The sequence below is a fragment of the Thermoanaerobacterium aotearoense genome, assembly GCF_009905255.1.
Classification (GTDB): Bacteria; Bacillota; Thermoanaerobacteria; order Thermoanaerobacterales; family Thermoanaerobacteraceae; genus Thermoanaerobacterium; species Thermoanaerobacterium aotearoense.
In genome coordinates this window covers 1,823,153-1,843,920 of the sequence record NZ_CP047602.1, presented here as the reverse complement: position 1 = coordinate 1,843,920, position 20,768 = coordinate 1,823,153, and the positions used below count along the sequence as shown (strand labels likewise).

Below are 20,768 nucleotides of genomic sequence, written 5' to 3'. Positions count from 1 at the left end.
CTTTTTTAAAATATTTTCTTGCTTCTTAGATGTTCTTGCACCAGATCCAAAGTCTCTCCGAATCTCTGGAAGTGTACAATTTCCCTTTCTCTTAAAAACCTTAATGTATCTTTTACGCAAGGATCGTCAGTTAGATTTATAAGGTGTTCATACGTTGCTCTCGCCTTTTCTTCTGCTGCCATGTCTTCGTGAAGATCTGCGATTATGTCGCCTTTTGCTTGGATATATGCAGCACTCCATAGCATACCTGTCGTATCGCTGTAGAAAAGAGCTCTATCGTGTTCTGTGTACTGTTCTCCAAGGCCTTCCCTTTTAAGCTCCTCTACTTGAACACCTTTTAGTAGCTTAAAGACCAATGTGGCAATTATTTCTAAGTGCCCGAATTCTTCTGTGGATATGTCTGTCAATGTTCCCTTTGCTTGGCCTGTAGGCATTGTGTATCTTTGAGTTTGGTATCTCAACGCCGCCGCCAATTCACCATCCGGTCCACCATACTGTGCAATTAAAAATTTGGCCATTTTAATGTCTGGTTTACACACATTGGCAGGGTATTCTAACTTCTTTTCATACACCCACATAATATCACCTCTTTAATATTGGATTTCCCATGGCCATGGATCATCTACCCATTTAAATCTGTTGCATTGTGAAGGTGTTTCGCCAAAAGACATCAATGGACCGTAAAGCTGCTCATATTGCGCCTTTAGAGATCTTGACTGTTGGCTATAGTAGTTGTAGTCTCTAAGTGCTTTTTGGTCATCAGGATGTGTGTCAAGGTATAGATTTAAATCGATACAAGCAAAATCCAGTTCCATTATTCTTTTGATGAGAGCTACTTGATTCGCGTCCATTGTTAGTACCCCCTCATTTTTTCTTCCATGTAAGGTTTATCTAATTCTGGGAAGATAGTTCCGCGCTTTAAACCTTGTTCAGGAGGATATGATGATACATATCTTTGCATTGGAATATACGCTTCAGCTAAACCTTTTTGACCTACGTCATAGCTTTGTATATAAAATCCATTATACTCATACATATATAAAACCCCCATTTAATGTTTTCGATATATAATATTCAAAAATATATATTTGTGTGATAATATGCGAATGCAGGTTGTTTTGACGTATTCTGCTTTGTATGGTATATATATTGTATATAAATTAGGTTAGGAGTAATGCGATATGAAGAAAAACGATGAGGTAATGATTTATATAGATGATATGAATTTAGATGGTTATGGATTATCACATTTGGATGAAAATATCATTAAAGTGAGAGGAGCCGTTAAGGGACAGAAAGTAAGGGGAAGAATAAAAAAAGTAAAAGGCAAAGAAATTGAAGCAGATATCGTAGAGATACTCGAGAGATCACCTTTAGAACATGATAATGTATGCAAACACTTTGGCAAATGTGGTGGCTGTGCATATTTAAATATAAATTATGAGAATCAATTAAGGTTAAAAGAAGATTATGTAAAAAAGCTTCTTGATGAAGCAGGCATAAAAGATTTTGAATTTTTAGGAATTGTAGGGAGCCCTGATGTTTTTTCGTACAGAAACAAGATGGAGTACACGTTTGGAAAAGATGACAATGACGCGACACAATTGGGACTTCATGTAAAAGGCAGGTATTACGATATTATAACGACGGATGACTGCAGGATTGTAGACAGCGATTTTATTGCATGTTTAAAAAATGTTTTAAATTATACAAGGCAGCAAGGTTTACCACATTATAATATAAAGACACACGAAGGCTATATGAGATACTTAGTCATTAGAAAAGCTGCAAACACAGGTGAAATTCTCATAAATATCGTTACAACATCTCAGCTAAAACACGATTTTAGCAATCTTGTAAATGAGCTTATAAATGCAAAATTAAACGGCAAGCTTGTTGGCATATTGCACACTGTAAATGACAGTTATTCTGATGCAGTTAAATGTGAAAAACTTGAAGTGTTATATGGCAGAGACTATATAATGGAAGAAATACTCGGCCTTAAATTTAAGATAAGTGCATTTTCGTTTTTTCAGACCAATTCAAAAGGCGCAGAGAAGCTCTACAGCGTAGCAAGGGAATTTGCAGGTGAAATATCCAATAAAACTTTATTTGACTTGTACTGTGGCACGGGAACCATAGGGATAATAATGGCACCACTTGCTAAAAAAGTAGTAGGCATAGAACTTGTTGAAGAAGCCGTTGATGCTGCACGAGAAAATGCGCGATTAAATGGGCTTAGTAATATACATTTTATAGCAGGTGATGTCGCACAAAAGATAAGGGAAATAAACGAGAAGCCGGATGTGGTTGTATTAGATCCTCCAAGACCAGGAGTAAACCCAAAGGCTATAATGGACATCATAAAATTAGACCCAGAAAAGATAATCTACGTATCATGCAATCCTGTATCCCTGGTAAGGGATTTAAAGATGCTTACTGAGAGACAGTACAAAGTGGAAAAAGTAAAATGCGTTGATATGTTTCCTCACACATATCATGTGGAGACGGTGGTGCTGTTGAAAAACAAAAAAATGTAGAAAGTTGTATGGTGGAACCATTAATCGGATTATTATTTGGATTAGCACCTATTCTGTGCGCAAATATTAGTTGTTTTTTATGGCCGGAATAATGGGAATCTTTAAGGAAAAGATTTCATGTTTTATGTGTATTGTTATAGGTACAATAATTTATCTATGGGTTTGTTTTTGAACATATAGGGGATTTCACACATGCTCCTTTTTAATTGATAAAAGCATCGTTTAAACGATGCTTTTTTGCTGTGCTCCCGGCATGGGCGGTAACTTGGCATTGAAAGCTCGTTGTAGGCGATATTAAGATAACCATGTCTGATGATTAGTATAAGTTTATATATTTTAAGAAAGATTATTTTTATGATAACATAGAAAAACAATTAAAAAACCTCTTGACTTGGAGTTAACTCAAAGGATTATCATTATATTAACATTTATAGGTGTATGTGTAAATCATATACTATGCATCCCGCATCTATTATGATCGGCAAAGATATTTGGATTTGTAGTTCCAGGTGTAACCATTGGTTATGGCGCTTAATCGTTGCTGGTGCGGTTGTAGCAAAGGATATCCCTATAAATGTTGTTGTAGGCGGAGTGCCTGCAAAAATAATTAAGAAAATATAAAGTATTTAGGAGGGAAGTTTTAAGATGAAAAAACAGACTGCAGGTAGAGATGCCCTGGGAGCATTTGCACCAAAATTTGCTGAATTAAACGATGACGTTCTTTTTGGAGAAGTTTGGTCTAGAGAAGACAAATTATCATTAAGAGATCGCAGTATTATCACTGTGACTGCTCTCATAGCAAAAGGAATTTTTGACAATTCTCTAAAACATCACATTGCCAATGCAAAAAACAATGGTATTAGTGCTGAGGAAATGGCAGAAATAATCACACATTTAGCATTCTATGCAGGATGGCCTAATGCATGGGCAGCATTTTTGTTGGCAAAAGATATATATGCTGAACAATCAAAAAATTGAATGGGGTGAATTTTATTATGGTTAGATATGAATTAGAAAAGATATCTGATTTTCCATTAGGTGAGGAAAATGTAGCATTTGCACAATATTTTACTGGAAAGAGTTATTTAAGCCTCTTAAATGATAAAGAAGTAAATATTCATAATGTTACGTTTGAACCTGGATGCCGAAACAATTGGCATATACATCATGGCTGTGGTCAGATACTTATATGTGTTGGTGGGTATGGCTTATATCAAGAAGCTGGGAAAGATGCACGACTATTAAAAAGCGGCGATGTAGTATATATACCACCGGAGATTAAGCATTGGCACGGCGCCGTCAAGGATGAAGGGTTTGCACATCTTTCATTAACAGTTCCGACGGAAGGAGCAAACACTGAATGGTGTGAACCGGTTACCGATGAAGAGTATAACAAACTACTTTGAAATTTTTAAATAAAGTGTTTGTTTCTGAATGCATTAAATGCAGACTATGATTGGAATCGACGAAGTAATGATGCATTCCATTTTCCTGCGCTTGGCGCATGTGGTAAGCAAAGCATTCTCATAATCTTCAATGGGCAGCTCAAGTGCCTTCTCGCAGTCGGAGCCAGTGGCGTAAAGGATGTTGAAGATTTTTTTGATCTCATATATTTTTTGTCAAATGCTCCTTTCTCGCCTGCTCCAAAGAAACATCGGCAGGCAGTATACCAAACAAGGATTTTGCCATTTCAACTTTGTCCTGTTTTGTATTTGTAAGTTTGGCAATGGTTTTGCCGTTTTTTGTAATTATATATGTCCTATGTGTTCAAAATTTCATTGGATATGTTTCCTACAATGAGTGTGGGGTATGCGCAAGAATTGGGCATATCAAAAAATATTTGTTGAAAACCTCTTGACTTAGAGTTAACTCAAAGACTTATCATGATATTAATACATAATTATATCCTTAAAGCATTGATTTAAAGAGGTGAGTAGAAATGAATAAATTTAATGACAAAAAAATTTTAATAGCCTATTTTTCAAGAGAAGGGGGCAATTATGTCAGTGGTCGCATTGTGAATTTGTCGGTTGGAAATACGGAAGTTGTAGCTAAAATGATTCAGAAAATAACCGGCGGTGAACTGTTCCGCATTAACACGGTAAAAAAATATCCTGATAATTATAAAGAAGCTACAAAAGTTGCTCAGCAAGAATTACGTGATAATGCAAGACCTGAGCTTTCAGAATATCTTGATAATATTGACGACTATGAAATTATCATATTATGCTATCCCAATTGGTGGGGAACTATGCCTATGCCTGTATTTACTTTTCTTGAGAAATATGACTTTACCGAAAAAACCATTATTCCGGTCTGTACACATGAAGGAAGTGGTTTGGGACACAGCGAAAGCGATATAAGAAAGACTTGTCCAAATGTAAGGCTTGAAAAAGGGCTTGCTATAAAAGGTAGCAATGTACATTCAGCTCAGCCTGAGATTGAGAAATGGCTGCAAAAATACATAAATAATTTTGAGGAGGAAAAGTGAAATGGAATATTCAAAATTAGGAAATTCTGATATTCTTGTTTCTCGTATTTGCGTAGGTTGCATGAGCTTTGGTGACACGTCAAGTAATTTTCATGCATGGACACTAAACGCTGAAGATAGTGAAGCAATAATCAAACATGCTCTTGATCTTGGCATAAATTTTTTTGACACTGCAAATGTATATTCTGGCGATACCAGTGAAGAATATCTTGGCCGTGCGATAAAGAACAATATAGCTCGTGATAAGGTAGTTATAGCTACTAAAGTTTATTTTAACGAAGGCAAACTTTCAAAAAAAGCGATACTTCGTGAGATTGATGGCTCACTAAAACGGTTGGGCACAGATTACGTTGATCTTTACATTATCCATCGCTTTGATTACGACACACCGATAGAGGAAACGATGGAAGCACTTGACAGTCTTGTCAAGGCAGGAAAGGTGAGAGCTCTCGGTGCTTCAGCAATGTATAGCTACCAGTTCTACAATATGCAGCTTTCTGCCGAGAAGAACGGTTGGACAAAGTTTGTTTCAATGCAGAATCACTACAATCTGCTTTACCGTGAGGATGAGCGGGAACTTATTCCGATTTGCAAGCAAATGAATGTTGCACTTACTCCATACAGTCCACTTGCTGCTGGAAGGCTTTCACGTCTTGAATGGAAGGCAGATACGAAACGAAGCCAGACAGATAAAACTGCAATGTCAAAGTACGATAGTACCCAAGAGACAGACTATGGAATAGTACTTCGCGTAAATGAACTTGCTAAGAAGTATGATGTAACAATGACGCAAATTTCTCTTGCATGGCATTTTGCTAAGGGAGTTACAGCGCCAATTATTGGTGCAACAAAGGCAAAGTATTTAGACGACGCTGTAGGTGCTCTCAATGTAAGACTTACAGACGATGACATTGCCTACCTTGAGGAACTGTATGTTCCACACAAAATAGTCGGTGCACTTTAATTCTTGATTTTAAATTAATGTATTTGAAAGGGGTATTTGTATGCAAAAAGTAGTTTTAAATAATGGCGTGGAAATGCCGATTTTAGGATTTGGCGTTTATCAAATAAATGATGCCAACGAGTGTGAATGTTGTGTTCTGGATGCGATTGAAGCAGGGTATCGTCTTATTGATACAGCTGCATCATACGGCAATGAAGAAGCTGTAGGAAGAGCAATAAAAAGGAGCGGTGTTCCGAGAGAAGAACTTTTTATTACTACAAAACTTTGGGTTCAAGATGCCGGTTATGAAAACACTAAAAAAGCTTTTGAAAAATCGCTTAAAAATCTTCAGCTTGATTATCTTGACCTTTATTTGATTCATCAACCGTTTGGCGATGTCTATGGCTCATGGCGTGCTATGGAGGAGCTGTACCGTGAGGGGAAAGTCAGAGCAATTGGAGTAAGCAACTTTTACCCAGACAGGCTTGTTGATTTAATCCTCAATAATGAAATACTTCCCGCGGTAAATCAAGTAGAAACGCATCCATTCTGCCAGCAAATTGACAGTCAAAAAATAATGAAAGAATACAAAGTACAAATAGAATCATGGGGTCCTTTTGCCGAGGGCAGAAACAACATGTTTCAAAATGAAGTGCTGGTATCGCTGGCCCAAAAGCACGGTAGATCGGTTGCTCAAATTATATTGCGTTGGCTTGTACAAAGGGGAGTTGTTGCAATTCCAAAATCAGTGCGTAAGGAAAGGATTATTGAAAATTTCAACATATTTGATTTTGAACTTTCTGCAGAAGATATGGATAAAATTGCGACACTGGATAAGAAAGAAAGTGCATTCTTTTCACACAGGGACCCTGAAGTCGTAAAATGGATTTGTTCATTAAAGAGATAAGCTATTAAAGTGGGTATTGAAATGGGACTTTATGCACGGGAAATACAAAGGCTATAGCGAAAAAGATTAGTTGAGATTAGGAGGAAATAGTGTGAAGGTATTACTTATTAACGGAAGCCCTAATGAGAAAGGATGCACATATACAGCTTTGAGCGAAGTAGCAAAAACTTTGACAGAGCAAGGAATTGAAATAGAAATTATCCATGTGGGGAATAAGGACATCAGAGGATGTATCGGATGCCGCAGATGCAAAACTATAGGCAAATGCGTTTTTAATGATATTGTAAATGAAACGGCGCCTAAATTTGAAGAAGCCGATGGCATTGTAGTCGGATCGCCTGTATATTACGCATCGGCGAATGGAACGCTTATATCTTTTTTAGATCGTCTTTTTTATAGTGTGCCGTTTGATAAAACCATGAAGGTAGGAGCGGCGGTTGTATCGGCAAGAAGAGGCGGATGCTCAGCAACATTTGATGAAATCAATAAATATTTTACAATTTCAGGTATGCCAATTGCTTCAAGTCAATATTGGAACAGTGTTCATGGATATACGCCAGATGATGTTAAAAAAGACGAAGAAGGACTGCAAACAATGCGCACACTAGGCAAAAATATGGCATTTTTAATCAAGAGCATTGCATTAGGCAAAGAAAAGTTTGGATTGCCAGAAAAAGAGCAGCGGATTGCTACCAATTTTATTCGATGAAAAAATTTAAAAGAGAAATGAATGTGATTGCGATGTAAGAATATATAAATGGACAAAAGTAAGTTTAGCTTTTTGGAGCTTTTACCGATTGTAACCATGGTCAAGGGCTGGCTGTTATCCACCCTGCCTACTATCGCCATATCGTAAAAGATGCGGAGGAAAAATTTACTCGGTTTGCAAAGATCGTGTTTAATGTTGATAATGCTAAGGCAGGTATTGACGCTCTGACCGACTTTATCAAGGAGTGCGGATTGCCAACAAAAATGGGGCAACTGAAATCTAAAGTGGAGATTACACCAGAGGTGCTGCGTAAAGTAGCCGATACCTGCAATATCATAAAATATAATCCTCGTGAACTGAGCAGGGATGAAATTTATGAAATCCTGATGGAATGCTTGTGATGAAGGAGTATTGTGTCAACAGAGCAAATGTTCATCTTTAGTATGATAATGTTTTTTTAAAACCTAAAAATACTTGAAAATATATTTGAAGCTTTAAAAAAGGAGAGAATAAAACATTATGAAGAAATTAGGCTTTGGATTGATGCGCCTGCCATTATTAGACAATAACGATCAGTCAAGTAAAAAGGCACTCTCGCGACAGTTTTACTTTGACAACAAAAATGCCCACAATGTTTCTGAAAACACGACAAGATATGGAGCGTATTTTTAATGAACAGCTTGAAAAATGCGGCGTTGAGTATTTTGATTATGATCTGCTTAGTAGCTTATTTTTCATGTACTGGTACAACAAAAAATGTGGCGGAAATTCTTGCTGATGTAGCTGGAGCTGACCTTTATGAAATCAAGCCTGAGGTGCCTTATACCGATGCAGACCTTAATTGGATGGACAAGAAAAGCCGTAGTTCGATGGAGATGAAAGATCCGTCCTCACGACCTGCTATTGCAGGCAAAGTTTCCAACATGATGGAGTATGAAGTTGTCTTTCTTGGATTTCCCATATGGTGGTATACGGCACCAAACATTATAAATACCTTTTTGGAAAGCTATGATTTTTCAGGGAAAACTATCATACCATTTGCCACTTCTGGAGGAAGCGGTTTTGGGAAAACGATGGAAAAACTTAAAAATAGTGTTTCGCCAGAGGCAAAAATTAAGGAAGGTAGGATTTTAAATGGAAAGCCATCCAGAGGGGAGCTTGCTTCATGGGTAAAACATCTTGGTTTGTAAATAAAATAAAAAGATGATTTTGCTACTTGATAACAATTAGTTTTTATTCACAAACAGTTAGATTGTTATTAAAAACCTTCTGTATGCAGGGTTTTTCTTGATGCACAATTTTTGTTGGTATAAAGAATAACCCTGTTTTTTATATATTGACAAATAAAAACATGAAGGAGGTTAAAGAATTTTACATTCTCACGGCTGACTTTAAACACTGTAATTATGATATAATATTGGTTATTAGGAGGTAATAATTTATGACGATTGCAGAAGTAAGTGAAAAATACGATATATCGCAAGATACACTTCGCTATTATGAACGGATTGGATTGATTCCTCCTGTGAACCGCAATAAAAGCGGAAACAGGGATTATACGGATGAAGACTGTAAGTGGGTTGAATTTATCAAATGTATGAGGAATGCAGGTCTTTCAATTGAAGTATTAATTGAATATGTTTCGCTGGTGGAAAAAGGTGACGAAACTATTGAGGCAAGGAAAGAACTTCTAATTGAGCAGCGCAATCATCTAATAAAAAAAATAGAAGACATGAATAAAACATTAGAGCGATTAAACTATAAAATTGAAGTGTATGAGAGATTATTGGTTGAGAAAGAGAAAGAGCTAAAAAATGCGAAATAGAAATAAATTGAGATTTATTGTAAATGGGGATCTTTTAATGTTGTTTTGTTTGGAGAAATTGCAGTCATATATTATAATGAAGAAAAAGGCATCTGTCTAAATGCACTTTAGGAGGAAATTTATGTTATATATAGGATGTCACTTATCAGTTTCAAATGGATATAAAGCAATGGCGGAGGAAGCGTTAAAGCTTGATGCCAATACACTGCAATTTTTCACGAGAAATCCAAGGGGTAGCAAGGCGAAGGATATTGATGAGAATGACTGCAATTCGTTTTTAGAAATTGCGGACAAAAATAATTTTTCTAAGGTTGTCGCACATGCACCATATACTCTAAATCCGTCTTCACCAGATGATAGGACGAGAGAGTTTGCCAAAGAAGTAATGGCGGACGATCTTATGCGGTTAGAGTATCTTCCAGGCAATCTTTATGATTTTCACCCGGGAAGCCATGTGAAGCAAGGTGCTCAAAAGGGCATAGACTATACTGTTGAAACGTTAAATCAAATATTAAAGCCAAATCAGTCTACGATTGTGCTTTTAGAGACGATGGCAGGAAAAGGGACTGAAATAGGCCGGTCTTTTGACGAACTGAAGCAGATCTTAGATAGAGTAGATTTGCAAGAAAAAATAGGTGTGTGCTTTGACACATGCCATGTTTATGATGCAGGTTATGATATAGTAAATAATCTCGATGGAGTGTTAGAGGAGTTTGACAAAATCATAGGGTTAGATAAACTTTTTGCTATACACTTAAATGATAGCAAAAATCCTATAGGCAGCCATAAAGACAGGCATGAGAAGATCGGCAAAGGATATATAGGTATAGATGCTATAGCAAAAGTCATAAATCACCCAAGTTTAAAACACCTGCCATTTATATTGGAGACGCCCAATGATCTTGAAGGTTACGGAGAGGAAATAAAGCTCTTGAGAAGCCTTTATAATGATTGATTTTTGATTTGAGGGATTTGTATGTTTGACGTATGTTTATTGGGTACAGGAGGTATGATGCCTGTGCCAGGAAGAAACCTATCCTCTTTAATATTGAGGTATGGTGGTGTTTCTATATTGGTGGACTGTGGTGAAGGCACGCAAGTTCCACTTCAAAAATTAGGATGGGGCTTTTTGAATATAGATACGATATTTTTCACGCATTATCATGCAGACCACATTATGGGGCTTCCTGGCATAATATATCAGATGATAAACCAAGAGCGGAAAAAGAAGCTTAATTTAATAGGTCCTGAAGGAATAGATGTATTGAAAAATCTTTTAAATGTTCTTTTTGTGGAGATGCCGTTTGAAGTTGAATATACTGAATTAAAAGATGAAGATTCATTAAATGTGGGTGGAATAGCAGTAAAAAATGCTGTAATGCAGCATACATCATTGTGCCTTGCTTACAGCTTTGAAGTCAAAAGACTTCCGAAATTTGATGCAAAAAAAGCGAAGGAATTAAACATACCCGTTGAATACTGGCATAGACTTCAGCACGGCGAAAGCATTGCAAAAGATGGCAACATCATGTATACACCTGAAATGGTGTTAGGTTCCGATAGAAAGGGATTAAAGGTAAGTTACTCTACCGACACTCGCCCTACAAAAGACCTCATAAAACTTGCTGAGAATAGCGATCTTTTTGTTGGGGAAGGAATGTACGGCGATCCATCAGATGCAGAAAAAGCAGTAAAAAAATACCATTCCACGTTTTTAGAGACGGCTTTGGTGGCGAAAGAAGCCAATGTGAAAGAGCTTTGGCTGACGCATTTTAGTCCTTCATTGAAAAATCCAGACAAATATCTAAAGTACGCTAAGGATGTATTTGAAAATAGCGTTGTCGGATTTGATATGATGACAAAAGAACTGCGCTTTAAAAACTCATAAAAATAGTTTCATTTATGCTGGAAAATGATAAAATAAAGTATAGACATTTGCTTAAAATAATTTTTATGATATAATAAATAGAAGTTATTAACGCAAACAAATGAATAGGAGGATTTATTTAATGAGCAGTAATCTTAAAAAAATAGAGAACAGTGTTGCAACAATCGAGTTAAATATTCCAAAGGAAAAATTTGAAGAAGGATTAAACTTTTCATACAAAAAAAATGTAGGTAGATTTAATATACCAGGCTTTAGGCGTGGAAAGGCTCCGAGGATTATCGTAGAGAAGTATTACGGCGAGGGTGTGCTTTATGAAGACGCTATAGAGCACGTATTTCCAGATGCATATCAAGAAGCTATTGACTCTTTTAAATTGGAACCGATAGACAACCCAACAATTGACATTTTGCAGATTGGGAAGGGTCAAGATCTTATCATAGAGGCAGTAGTGCCAGTATTGCCCGATGTAGAGCTTGGACAGTACAAGGGTATAGAAGTCAAAAAAGTAGAGTATAATGTTAAAGACGAAGACATTAATAATAGACTTGAACAGATGAGACAGAGGAATGCGAGAGTAGTACCAGTAGAAGACAGAGCAGCTCAGATGGGCGATATAGTTGACATAAGTTTTGAAGGCTTCTTGGACGGCGTGCCATTTGAAGGAGGCAAAAGTGATAATTATTCATTAGAGTTAGGCTCTAAGACATTTATTCCAGGGTTTGAGGAGCAAATAGTTGGACACAATGTTAATGAGGAGTTTGACGTAAATGTAAAATTCCCTGAGGATTACAGAGCTGAAGAGTTAAAAGGAAAAGATGTAGTATTTAAAGTAAAATTGCTTTCAATAAAGCACAAAGAATTGCCGGAGCTAAATGATGATTTTGCAAAAGACGTAAGCGAGTTTGATACATTAGATGAATTGAAAGAGGACATAAAGAGAGAATTACAAGAACAGTATGATTTTAGCGCTAAAGAAGAAATGAAAGAAAATGCTGTAAAGGCAGTTGTTGAAAATTCTAAGGTTGATATACCAGAAATAATGATAGATAGACAAATTGACATATCTTTAAGAGATCTCGATTACAATTTGAGATATCAAGGATTGGATCTCGACAAATACTTAGAGATAACAGGCAAGAGCAAAGAAGATTTAAGGAAAGAAATGCACGATGATGCAGCTTTAAGAGTTAAGACACAATTGGTAGTTGATAAGATAGGGAAAATAGAGAATATAACAGCTACAGATGAAGAAGTAGATAAGAGACTTAATGAAATGGCAACAAATTACAATGTAAAAGTGGAAGATTTGAAGAAAGAGCTGACTGAGTCTCAGATAAACAATATAAAAGACGATATAGTCTACTTTAAGACGATTGACTTTATTTTTGAGAATAGTAAAATTATAGATAAAGAGGAGTGATATTATGAGCTTAGTGCCTATCGTTGTAGAGCAAACAAATAGAGGAGAGCGCTCTTACGACATATATTCCAGGCTTTTAAAAGACAGGATAGTCTTCTTGGGGGAAGAGATAAACGACGTATCAGCAAGTCTCGTCGTTGCGCAGCTTTTGTTTTTAGAGGGAGAAGATCCTGATAAGGATATTTGGCTTTATATAAATAGCCCTGGTGGTTCCATAACATCTGCATTTGCCATATACGATACGATGCAGTATATAAAACCTGATGTTGTCACGATGTGCGTTGGTATGGCAGCATCGGCAGGTGCATTCTTGCTTGCTGCAGGTGCAAAGGGCAAGAGATTTTCGCTTCCAAACAGCGAGATAATGATACATCAGCCATTAGGTGGTACACAGGGTCAAGCTACAGACATAAAGATTCACGCTGAGAGAATCATAAAAATGAAGCAAAAACTAAATAAGATATTGTCAGAGAGGACTGGACAACCATTAGAAAAAATTGAAAGAGATACAGAAAGGGACTTTTTCATGGACCCAGAAGAAGCAAAAGCTTATGGGCTCATTGATGATATATTAGTGAAGAGAAAATAGGCCCCGGAAGAGGTGAAAAAATGGCTAAATATGATAATCAAAAACAGTTGAAGTGCTCTTTTTGCGGGAAGTCACAGGATCAGGTAAAAAGATTAGTTGCCGGTCCAGGCGTATATATCTGTGACGAGTGTATAGAGCTTTGCCAAGAAATCATCGATGAAGAATTTGAAGAAAACATCGATGTAGAGATAGGTGAACTTCCGAAGCCAAAGGAGATAAAAGAGTTTCTTGACCAGTATGTAATAGGTCAAGACAAGGCAAAAAAAGCGTTGGCAGTAGCGGTTTACAATCATTACAAGAGGATTAATAGCAGAGTAAAATCTGACGATGTAGAGCTTCAAAAAAGCAATATCCTGATGTTAGGCCCTACTGGTTCCGGTAAGACGCTTCTTGCACAGACATTAGCCAGGATGCTTAATGTGCCGTTTGCAATAGCAGATGCTACATCACTTACGGAAGCGGGTTATGTAGGTGAAGATGTGGAAAACATCCTTCTTAAGCTTATACAGGCGGCAGATTACGACATAGAAAAGGCAGAAAAAGGTATTGTATACATTGATGAGGTTGATAAGATAGCCAGAAAATCAGAGAATCCGTCGATTACGCGTGATGTCTCTGGTGAAGGTGTACAGCAAGCATTGTTAAAGATTTTAGAAGGTACTGTGGCAAATGTTCCACCTCAAGGTGGGCGGAAACACCCTCATCAAGAATTCATACAGATTGATACCACAAACATCTTGTTCATTGTTGGCGGTGCCTTTGACGGCATTGAAAAGATAATAGAATCCAGGATAGGTAAAAAGTCATTAGGTTTTGGATCAGAGATTCAGAGCAAACAGGAGAAGAAGATAGGTGAGATCTTAAAGAATATCATGCCTGAAGATCTCTTGAAATTTGGACTTATTCCAGAGTTTATCGGAAGGCTTCCTATTGTTGTGACACTTGATTCTCTTGATAAGGATGCTTTGATACGCATATTGACAGAGCCTAAAAATGCACTTACAAAGCAGTATGAAAAGTTGTTTGAATTGGATGGCGTGAAACTTGAGTTTGACAAAAAAGCCTTAAGTGTTATTGCACAAAAGGCAATAGACAGGAAGACGGGCGCGAGAGGATTAAGGTCTATACTTGAAGAGCTTATGCTTGATGTAATGTATGAGATACCATCCAGCGACAACATTGAGAAGTGCATCATAACAGAAGAAACAGTTTTAAACAATGCTCCACCTACGATTGTTTACTCAGAGTCGCAAAAGACAAAAAAGAGAGTCAAGAAATCTGAGTCTGTATCGTAACAAGTAAGTATATAAGAACCTCCTTCTATCACATAATATCAGATGTAGAAGGAGGTTTTTTATGACACAAAATACTGCGATGCCATACGAAGATAGGCAAAAATTCATTCAAATGCATCTTGATGAACCTCTTAAAGAAAAGTGCCGGGTGCAAAAGGTTGGTGATATTTTAGGTCAAGATGAGGCTGTGTTAAAAATACTGAATAATTTGCGGAGCCAAAACCCTAAGAGCATGGTATTAACTGGTCCTGGAGGTTCGTGGAAAAGGGATATTTTAAGAGCGTGTTTTAGAGAGGTTAAAAATAGCGAAGGAAGCTTCTTTAAAAGTGGAGAGTTTGTAGAATACTATCCTGATATGAAAACCAGCGATGTCTTTATTAGCAATTCATTGTTTGGATACGTATATGAAACTGCTTTTGGCTTTTACAAAGTGAAAAAAATAAAGATAGGGCTTGTCACAAGGGCAAATAAGGGGATTCTTTACATTAGTAATGCAGAAAACTTGACGTCAGACAATATTTTAAAGCTTTTAGATGTTATGAAATCGAAAAAAGTGCACTACGAAGACAGTTTGATTTTAAATGCTCCAGATCATGTGAAGCGCTTTTTAAAAGAAGGATTTCCGGCAGATTTTCGTGTTGCTGTTAATGCAGATGATTTTACATTTTTACCAGATGAATTGTTAGATTTATGCGAAATCATTCAATTTAAGGAATACCATAAAAGAGTATTGGCAGATATAATCAAAAATGCTGCTAATAAGGGGATGTTTCACGTTGATGATGGAGTATGCATAAAAATTGCTGACGCTGCAAAAAATGGAGAAGATGCTGTAGGTATGCTTCAGCATCTGGCTATTGAAGCGCTAAAGCATGGGAGAGATGAAATAACTGCAGATGACTTAAAAAGAGTGATTTTATAGTTTTTGAGATTAGAATATTTTAATGTATAATATATTTATCATAAGGCAAATAGGCAAAAGAGGTGACTTTATGGACAAGAAATACATACTACCGATGGTTCCGCTAAGAGGCATAACAGTGTTTCCGTATATGGTCATGCACTTTGATGTAGGAAGGGGAAAATCTGTTAAAGCTATTGAAGAGGCAATGCTTAGAAATCAACTTGTCTTTTTGGTTACGCAAAAACAAGCTGATATAGATGAGCCTTCAATAGATGATATATATAGAGTTGGCACCATAACAAAAGTAAAACAGATGCTTAAACTTCCGGGAGAAGTCGTAAGGGTTTTGGTGGAAGGCATTTCCAGAGCAGAATTAAAAAATCTTATTAGCGATGAAAGCTTTTATGAAGTAGAAGTTTTAGAGAAGATAGATTTAGAGGTAGAAAAAGACAGCGAATTAGAGGCTTTGATGAGAAGTGTAACGTCAGCTTTTGAAGAATATATAAGCATTTCGTCAAAAATACCGTTGGATAGCATTTACAATGTCGTGACGATTGAAGAACCTGGAAGGTTAGCTGATGTGATAGCAGAACATTTAAGCTTAAACCAAGACAAAAATCAAGAGCTTTTAGAGTGCTTTGATCCAAGAGAAAGGTTGGAAAAATTATTAGGATTTATCTTAAAAGAGCTTGACATACTGGAGATTGAAAAAAAGATCAACATGCGAGTTCATAAGCAGATAGACAAAAGCCAAAGAGAATACTATTTGAGAGAGCAATTAAAAGCGATAAGAGCAGAACTTGGTGAAGCTGACGAGATTGATCAAGAAATAGACGAGTATGAAGAAAAAATCGAATCAAAGGATTTGCCTGATTACGTAAAGGAAAAAGCGAGAGAAGAATTAAGAAGGCTAAGCAGAATGGGACCAGGCTATCAAGAGGCTTCTGTCATAAGGACGTACATCGATTGGCTTTTAGACCTGCCGTGGAATGAAGAGACTAAAGATGTGCTTGATATAAAAAGAGCCGAGAAAATATTAAATGAAGATCACTATGGATTAAAAAAAGTCAAAGAGAGGATTTTAGAGTTTTTGGCTGTAAGGAGCTTCCATGAGAAAATGAAAAGCCCTATTTTGTGCCTTGTAGGACCTCCAGGAGTAGGGAAGACTTCTTTAGGAAAGTCAATCGCGAGAGCCATGAACAGAAAATTTGTGCGTCTGTCATTGGGCGGCGTAAGGGATGAAGCCGAGATAAGAGGTCACAGGAGGACGTACGTAGGAGCTATACCAGGTGGCATAATAAATTCTTTGAAAATAGCTGGTTCAAAGAATCCAGTGTTTCTTCTTGATGAGATCGATAAAATGAGCTCTGATTTTAGAGGGGATCCGGCATCAGCCATGCTGGAAGTCTTGGATCCAGAGCAAAATTCTACGTACAGAGATCATTACATAGATTTGCCATTTGATTTGTCAAAAGTGTTATTTGTGACTACAGCCAATACACTTGATACGGTACCGGCTCCGCTTTTAGACAGGATGGAAGTTATATACATTTCTGGATATACAGAAGAAGAAAAGTTGAACATAGCTAAGGAGTATTTGATTCCAAAAATTTTAAAAGAGCACGGTGCTAATGAAGACATCATAAAGATACAAGATTCGGCAATCGTAGGCATAATCTCTGAGTACACCAGAGAAGCCGGTGTGAGATCACTTGAGCAAAACATTGCAAAAGTTGTGCGAAAATCCATAAAGGCCATAGTAGAAAATAAAGAAAAGTCTATAAAAGTAGGAAAGAAAAATCTGCAAAAATACCTTGGGAAGCCAATATACAGGGTAGACAAGGCCAATCTGAAAGATAAAGTAGGCATGGTGACAGGACTTGCGTGGACAAGGGTAGGTGGTGATACGCTTACTGTTGAAGCGACTACGATGCCTGGAAGCGGAAAACTCACATTGACAGGACAGTTGGGAGATGTGATGAAAGAATCGGCACAAGCAGGTTTCAGCTATATAAGGTCAAATGCAGATGCTTTGGGAATAGATAGCGATTTTTACAAAAATTTAGACATTCACATACATGTGCCTGAAGGTGCGATACCGAAAGATGGCCCATCAGCAGGCGTAACAATGGTTACGGCTATGGTATCTGCGATAAAGAAAGTTCCTGTAAAAGGCGATATTGCCATGACCGGCGAAATAACCCTTACAGGTAAAGTCTTACCGATAGGCGGCTTAAAGGAAAAAGTGCTGGCTGCACATAGAGCAGGTATTTTTAAAGTAATTGCGCCAGAAGACAACAAAAGGGATTTAGATGAGATACCGCAAAGTGTAAAGAAGAAAATGGAATTTAAATTTGTTTCAAACATAGATGAAGTTTTGAAACTGTCGTTAGTAGGTGATGAGTGACTATGAAGGTAAAGTCAATAGAGCTTAAAATTTCAGCATACAATAAGACACAGTATCCAAATGATGGACTTAAGCAAATTGCAGTAATAGGCCGGTCTAATGTAGGGAAGTCGTCTTTCATAAATGCAATAGTAAACAGAAACAATTTTGCAAGGGTAAGCCAAAAACCTGGAAAGACTCAGGGAATTAATTTCTACATCGTAAATGATTCTTTTTACTTGGTGGATTTGCCGGGCTATGGCTATGCAGAGGTATCAAAAGAGCTTAAGAAGCAATGGGCTAAAAATATTGAGACGTACTTAAACACATCAACATGCCTGGTAGGTGCCATAATGTTGGTTGATATAAGGCATAAACCTACAGATGACGATGTCTTAATGGTTGACTACTTAAAGAATAGAAGCATTGACTTTCAAGTAGTTGCTACAAAGTCAGACAAGTTGAAAAGATATGAGATACAGATGTCTTTAAAAGTCATATCTGAGACGCTTTTGGTTGATAAGGAGAAGATTATACCATTTTCTTCCTTAAAAAAGACAGGTGTAGATGATGTCTACACCTACTTGGATTCAATTGTTGAACATAATGATGTGACGATTGAGTAAAATTTTTTATGATATAGCATTAAAGTAAATGGGATGATAGACGATATAATTGATGAGGCGATAAAGCCGTAATTTGTGTTTAAATGAAGCATATAAAAGTAATTATGCGAATAATGATAATGAGAAGAAATTTTTTCTAAGTTGTTGCATGAAAATAGGATTTGAAATTTACATCATGAAGTATTATAATTGTATTTATCAATGAGCGAAAGGGGTGATATAAGTGGAAATAGGACAATCGGTAGTGTTTACGATCCCCATATTTGGAGGCATTCCAGTCACAACTACAGTCGTAGTTACGTGGATAATAATGGCCATATTGACGATAGCTTCTCTCATCGTCACCAGAGGTTGGAATCAGGTTCCTACTGGTGTGCAGAATTTTGTTGAGACCATCATAGACGTATTAAATTCTTTTACAAAAGATGCGTTAGGGGAGTATTGGGCATCATTTGCACCGTATTTAGGGACTGTTGCTTTGTATCTGATACTTGCAAACACTATCGATTTATTTGGTTTGACACCTCCTACAAAAGACTTAAGCGCAACTTCAGCTTTGGCAATCATGTCTATCATAGTAGTCATAATTGCGTCGATTAAAGCTAAGGGCTTGAAAGGCTACGCAAAATCATTTTTTGAGCCGATGCCATTCTTTTTCCCTATGAAGATTCTTGATATGTTTACAAGACCACTATCACTTGCAGCCAGGTTGTTTGGCAACATCATAGCAGCTTTTATAATCATGGGCTTAATAAGCAAAGTAGTACCAATAGTCGTACCGGCCATATTCAGCATATACTTTGATTTATTCGATGGTGCACTGCAGATGGTGGTGTTTGTATTTTTGACCATGCTTTATATTGAAGAAGCAGTTGAATAGTAATATAATTTAGATGATTTGTTGATAATTGAAATGTTTTAGCAAAAGATATAATTAAAATTAATTAAAAGGAGAGATGAAAATGAATTTATTGGCTATAGGAGCAGGAATAGCTGCAATTTCAGGTATTGGTGCAGGAATAGGTATAGGTATTGCTACAGGAAAGGCGGTTGAAGCTGTATCAAGACAGCCAGAATCAAGAGGCAGTGTAATGCAGTTTTTACTCCTTGGAGGTGCTTTGTCTGAAGCAACAGCTATTTATGGTCTTTTAGTTGCCTTTTTGATTATATTCTTCATGAAACCATAATGATACGAAAGAAGGTAATAAATTGAGCCTTATAAATCCGTATACTTTCATTTTCACCATAATAAATCTTGTCGTCTTATACTTGATATTGAGAAAATTTTTGTTTAAACCAGTCACGCAATTTATGGAGGAAAGGTCGCAGAGGATAAAAAATTCTCTGGACGAAGCAGATAGAAAGGTTCATGAAGCTAACGAATTAAAAGCGCAATATGAAGAAATATTGAAAAAAGCAGATGATGAAGGAAAAGCCATCATCGACAGAGCAGAAAAGTATGCAAAAGAAAAGGCAGAAAAGATCATAGAAGAGGCAAACATAGAGGCAAAAGCCATAATAGAAAGGGCAAAAGAAGAAGCCGAGACTGAAAAGATAAAGGCGATGCACGATCTTAGGGTTAGCTTGTCACACCTTATAATAGAAGCAGCCTCAAAGGCTATTGGCAATATCAACATCGATGACGACAAAATAATAAATGAGGTGGTTAAGGAGGCAGGTGCATCTTGGAACAAGTAATAGCAAAAAAATATGCACGTGCTCTTTTTAACGCCGCCAGAGAAAATGACAGCATCGAAAAATACTACAGTGAGCTTAAAAGCATATCTGAAATGTTAAAAAATAGACAAATATACAAAATTATTACAACAAGGGGCATCTACATCAAACAAAAGATGCGCTTGATAGATGACATCTTAAATGGTTATGATAAAGAAGTCATAAATTTTATAAAGCTCATCATATCAAAACACAGAGAACACATCTTTCAAGAGATATTTAATGAATATGAGAAACTGTACTTAGACTACAAAGGTATCGTAAATGCCACAGTAGTTTCTGCACACCCGCTTGACTCAAAAACACTTGAAGATATAAAAAGCAGATTGGAGTCGAATTTCAAGAAAACAGTCAATTTAAATCCTACAGTTGATGAGTCTATACTGGGTGGATTGAAGATTATGATTGGAAACAAAGTCATTGATGGTTCTATAAAGGGAAAACTTGAAACAATGCTTAAAAATTTAGTAAGTGTAAGTTGAATTAGACTTTAAAAATAGAAGGTGAA

The 20,768-nt window shown here is 36.7% G+C and carries 26 protein-coding genes and 1 pseudogene; 24 read left to right on the top strand and 3 right to left on the bottom strand.

Annotation, left to right across the window (positions count from 1 at the left end; translation table 11 throughout):
• Window positions 1–5 precede the first annotated feature (5 nt).
• Genes GSH73_RS09325 through GSH73_RS09315 form a run of 3 tightly spaced genes read right to left on the bottom strand, consistent with a single transcriptional unit; the run spans window position 6 to window position 1,036 of the window.
• The gene (locus GSH73_RS09325) at window positions 6–578 is read right to left on the bottom strand and encodes a manganese catalase family protein (RefSeq protein ID WP_014758279.1); all 573 of its coding nucleotides are present in this window, start codon (window positions 576–578) and stop codon (window positions 6–8) included.
• A 12-nt stretch (window positions 579–590) separates the two neighbouring features.
• Complete coding sequence (locus GSH73_RS09320; protein WP_014758280.1) at window positions 591–851, bottom strand: spore coat protein CotJB; 261 nt, start codon at window positions 849–851, stop codon at window positions 591–593.
• Window positions 852–853: 2 nt separating this feature from the next.
• The gene (locus tag GSH73_RS09315; protein WP_014758281.1) at window positions 854–1,036 is read right to left on the bottom strand and encodes a spore coat associated protein CotJA; all 183 of its coding nucleotides are present in this window, start codon (window positions 1,034–1,036) and stop codon (window positions 854–856) included.
• 145 nt (window positions 1,037–1,181) lie between these two features.
• On the opposite strand from GSH73_RS09315, the gene rlmD reads away from it, so the two are divergent.
• From rlmD to atpH, 24 genes and pseudogenes are all read left to right on the top strand, one after another.
• On the top strand, window positions 1,182–2,540 hold the full coding sequence (gene rlmD / locus GSH73_RS09310; protein WP_014758282.1) for a 23S rRNA (uracil(1939)-C(5))-methyltransferase RlmD: 1,359 nt from the start codon (window positions 1,182–1,184) through the stop codon (window positions 2,538–2,540).
• A gap of 645 nt (window positions 2,541–3,185) precedes the next feature.
• Window positions 3,186–3,518: a carboxymuconolactone decarboxylase family protein gene (locus GSH73_RS09305; RefSeq protein ID WP_014758283.1), complete on the top strand. Its 333-nt coding sequence runs from the start codon at window positions 3,186–3,188 to the stop codon at window positions 3,516–3,518.
• Window positions 3,519–3,535: 17 nt separating this feature from the next.
• Window positions 3,536–3,946: a cupin domain-containing protein gene (locus tag GSH73_RS09300; protein ID WP_038069446.1), complete on the top strand. Its 411-nt coding sequence runs from the start codon at window positions 3,536–3,538 to the stop codon at window positions 3,944–3,946.
• Between the two features lie 533 nt (window positions 3,947–4,479).
• Window positions 4,480–5,031 (top strand): flavodoxin, encoded by a 552-nt coding sequence (locus tag GSH73_RS09285; protein WP_014758285.1) that lies wholly within the window; start codon window positions 4,480–4,482, stop codon window positions 5,029–5,031.
• A 1-nt stretch (window position 5,032) separates the two neighbouring features.
• Entirely contained in the window at window positions 5,033–5,995 is a 963-nt protein-coding gene (locus tag GSH73_RS09280) for an aldo/keto reductase (RefSeq protein WP_014758286.1), read from the top strand.
• A 40-nt stretch (window positions 5,996–6,035) separates the two neighbouring features.
• Window positions 6,036–6,881: an aldo/keto reductase gene (locus tag GSH73_RS09275; protein WP_014758287.1), complete on the top strand. Its 846-nt coding sequence runs from the start codon at window positions 6,036–6,038 to the stop codon at window positions 6,879–6,881.
• A 91-nt stretch (window positions 6,882–6,972) separates the two neighbouring features.
• Entirely contained in the window at window positions 6,973–7,590 is a 618-nt protein-coding gene (locus GSH73_RS09270) for a flavodoxin family protein (protein ID WP_014758288.1), read from the top strand.
• Between the two features lie 86 nt (window positions 7,591–7,676).
• Window positions 7,677–7,991 (top strand): annotated as a pseudogene (locus tag GSH73_RS09265) (hypothetical protein); the annotation flags it as partial.
• Between the two features lie 118 nt (window positions 7,992–8,109).
• The gene (locus tag GSH73_RS09260) at window positions 8,110–8,262 is read left to right on the top strand and encodes a hypothetical protein (RefSeq protein ID WP_014758289.1); all 153 of its coding nucleotides are present in this window, start codon (window positions 8,110–8,112) and stop codon (window positions 8,260–8,262) included.
• On the top strand, window positions 8,213–8,368 hold the full coding sequence (locus GSH73_RS13895; protein ID WP_489884299.1) for a hypothetical protein: 156 nt from the start codon (window positions 8,213–8,215) through the stop codon (window positions 8,366–8,368). Before GSH73_RS09260 ends, GSH73_RS13895 begins: the two co-directional genes overlap by 50 nt.
• Window positions 8,301–8,780 carry a flavodoxin gene (locus GSH73_RS09255; RefSeq protein WP_038069456.1) on the top strand — a complete coding sequence of 160 codons (480 nt, stop codon included), beginning with the start codon at window positions 8,301–8,303 and terminating at the stop codon, window positions 8,778–8,780. The genes GSH73_RS13895 and GSH73_RS09255 overlap by 68 nt, the downstream gene beginning before the upstream one ends.
• Before the next feature lie 251 nt (window positions 8,781–9,031).
• Window positions 9,032–9,415 (top strand): MerR family transcriptional regulator, encoded by a 384-nt coding sequence (locus GSH73_RS09250; RefSeq protein ID WP_014758291.1) that lies wholly within the window; start codon window positions 9,032–9,034, stop codon window positions 9,413–9,415.
• A gap of 121 nt (window positions 9,416–9,536) precedes the next feature.
• The gene (locus tag GSH73_RS09245; RefSeq protein WP_014758292.1) at window positions 9,537–10,370 is read left to right on the top strand and encodes a deoxyribonuclease IV; all 834 of its coding nucleotides are present in this window, start codon (window positions 9,537–9,539) and stop codon (window positions 10,368–10,370) included.
• Between the two features lie 21 nt (window positions 10,371–10,391).
• Window positions 10,392–11,303, top strand: coding sequence for a ribonuclease Z (locus tag GSH73_RS09240; RefSeq protein ID WP_014758293.1), 912 nt, complete (start codon window positions 10,392–10,394; stop codon window positions 11,301–11,303).
• A 121-nt stretch (window positions 11,304–11,424) separates the two neighbouring features.
• Entirely contained in the window at window positions 11,425–12,723 is a 1,299-nt protein-coding gene (gene tig, locus GSH73_RS09235; RefSeq protein WP_014758294.1) for a trigger factor, read from the top strand.
• Window positions 12,724–12,727: 4 nt separating this feature from the next.
• Complete coding sequence (gene clpP, locus GSH73_RS09230) at window positions 12,728–13,312, top strand: ATP-dependent Clp endopeptidase proteolytic subunit ClpP (protein WP_014758295.1); 585 nt, start codon at window positions 12,728–12,730, stop codon at window positions 13,310–13,312.
• Between the two features lie 20 nt (window positions 13,313–13,332).
• The gene (clpX, locus tag GSH73_RS09225; protein ID WP_013788585.1) at window positions 13,333–14,607 is read left to right on the top strand and encodes an ATP-dependent Clp protease ATP-binding subunit ClpX; all 1,275 of its coding nucleotides are present in this window, start codon (window positions 13,333–13,335) and stop codon (window positions 14,605–14,607) included.
• A 61-nt stretch (window positions 14,608–14,668) separates the two neighbouring features.
• Window positions 14,669–15,529, top strand: a complete 861-nt coding sequence (locus GSH73_RS09220) for a sigma 54-interacting transcriptional regulator (protein ID WP_014758296.1) — start codon at window positions 14,669–14,671, stop codon at window positions 15,527–15,529.
• A 70-nt stretch (window positions 15,530–15,599) separates the two neighbouring features.
• A complete protein-coding gene (lon, locus tag GSH73_RS09215; protein ID WP_014758297.1) occupies window positions 15,600–17,918 on the top strand; it encodes an endopeptidase La in 2,319 nt (772 codons plus the stop codon).
• A 2-nt stretch (window positions 17,919–17,920) separates the two neighbouring features.
• Window positions 17,921–18,523 (top strand): ribosome biogenesis GTP-binding protein YihA/YsxC, encoded by a 603-nt coding sequence (gene yihA / locus GSH73_RS09210; RefSeq protein ID WP_014758298.1) that lies wholly within the window; start codon window positions 17,921–17,923, stop codon window positions 18,521–18,523.
• 223 nt (window positions 18,524–18,746) lie between these two features.
• Window positions 18,747–19,403 carry a F0F1 ATP synthase subunit A gene (locus GSH73_RS09205; RefSeq protein WP_014758299.1) on the top strand — a complete coding sequence of 219 codons (657 nt, stop codon included), beginning with the start codon at window positions 18,747–18,749 and terminating at the stop codon, window positions 19,401–19,403.
• A gap of 82 nt (window positions 19,404–19,485) precedes the next feature.
• Entirely contained in the window at window positions 19,486–19,710 is a 225-nt protein-coding gene (gene atpE, locus GSH73_RS09200) for an ATP synthase F0 subunit C (protein ID WP_013788580.1), read from the top strand.
• Between the two features lie 22 nt (window positions 19,711–19,732).
• A complete protein-coding gene (atpF, locus tag GSH73_RS09195) occupies window positions 19,733–20,221 on the top strand; it encodes a F0F1 ATP synthase subunit B (RefSeq protein ID WP_013788579.1) in 489 nt (162 codons plus the stop codon).
• A complete protein-coding gene (atpH, locus tag GSH73_RS09190) occupies window positions 20,209–20,742 on the top strand; it encodes an ATP synthase F1 subunit delta (protein ID WP_014758300.1) in 534 nt (177 codons plus the stop codon). Before atpF ends, atpH begins: the two co-directional genes overlap by 13 nt.
• The last annotated feature ends 26 nt before the right edge of the window (window positions 20,743–20,768 follow it).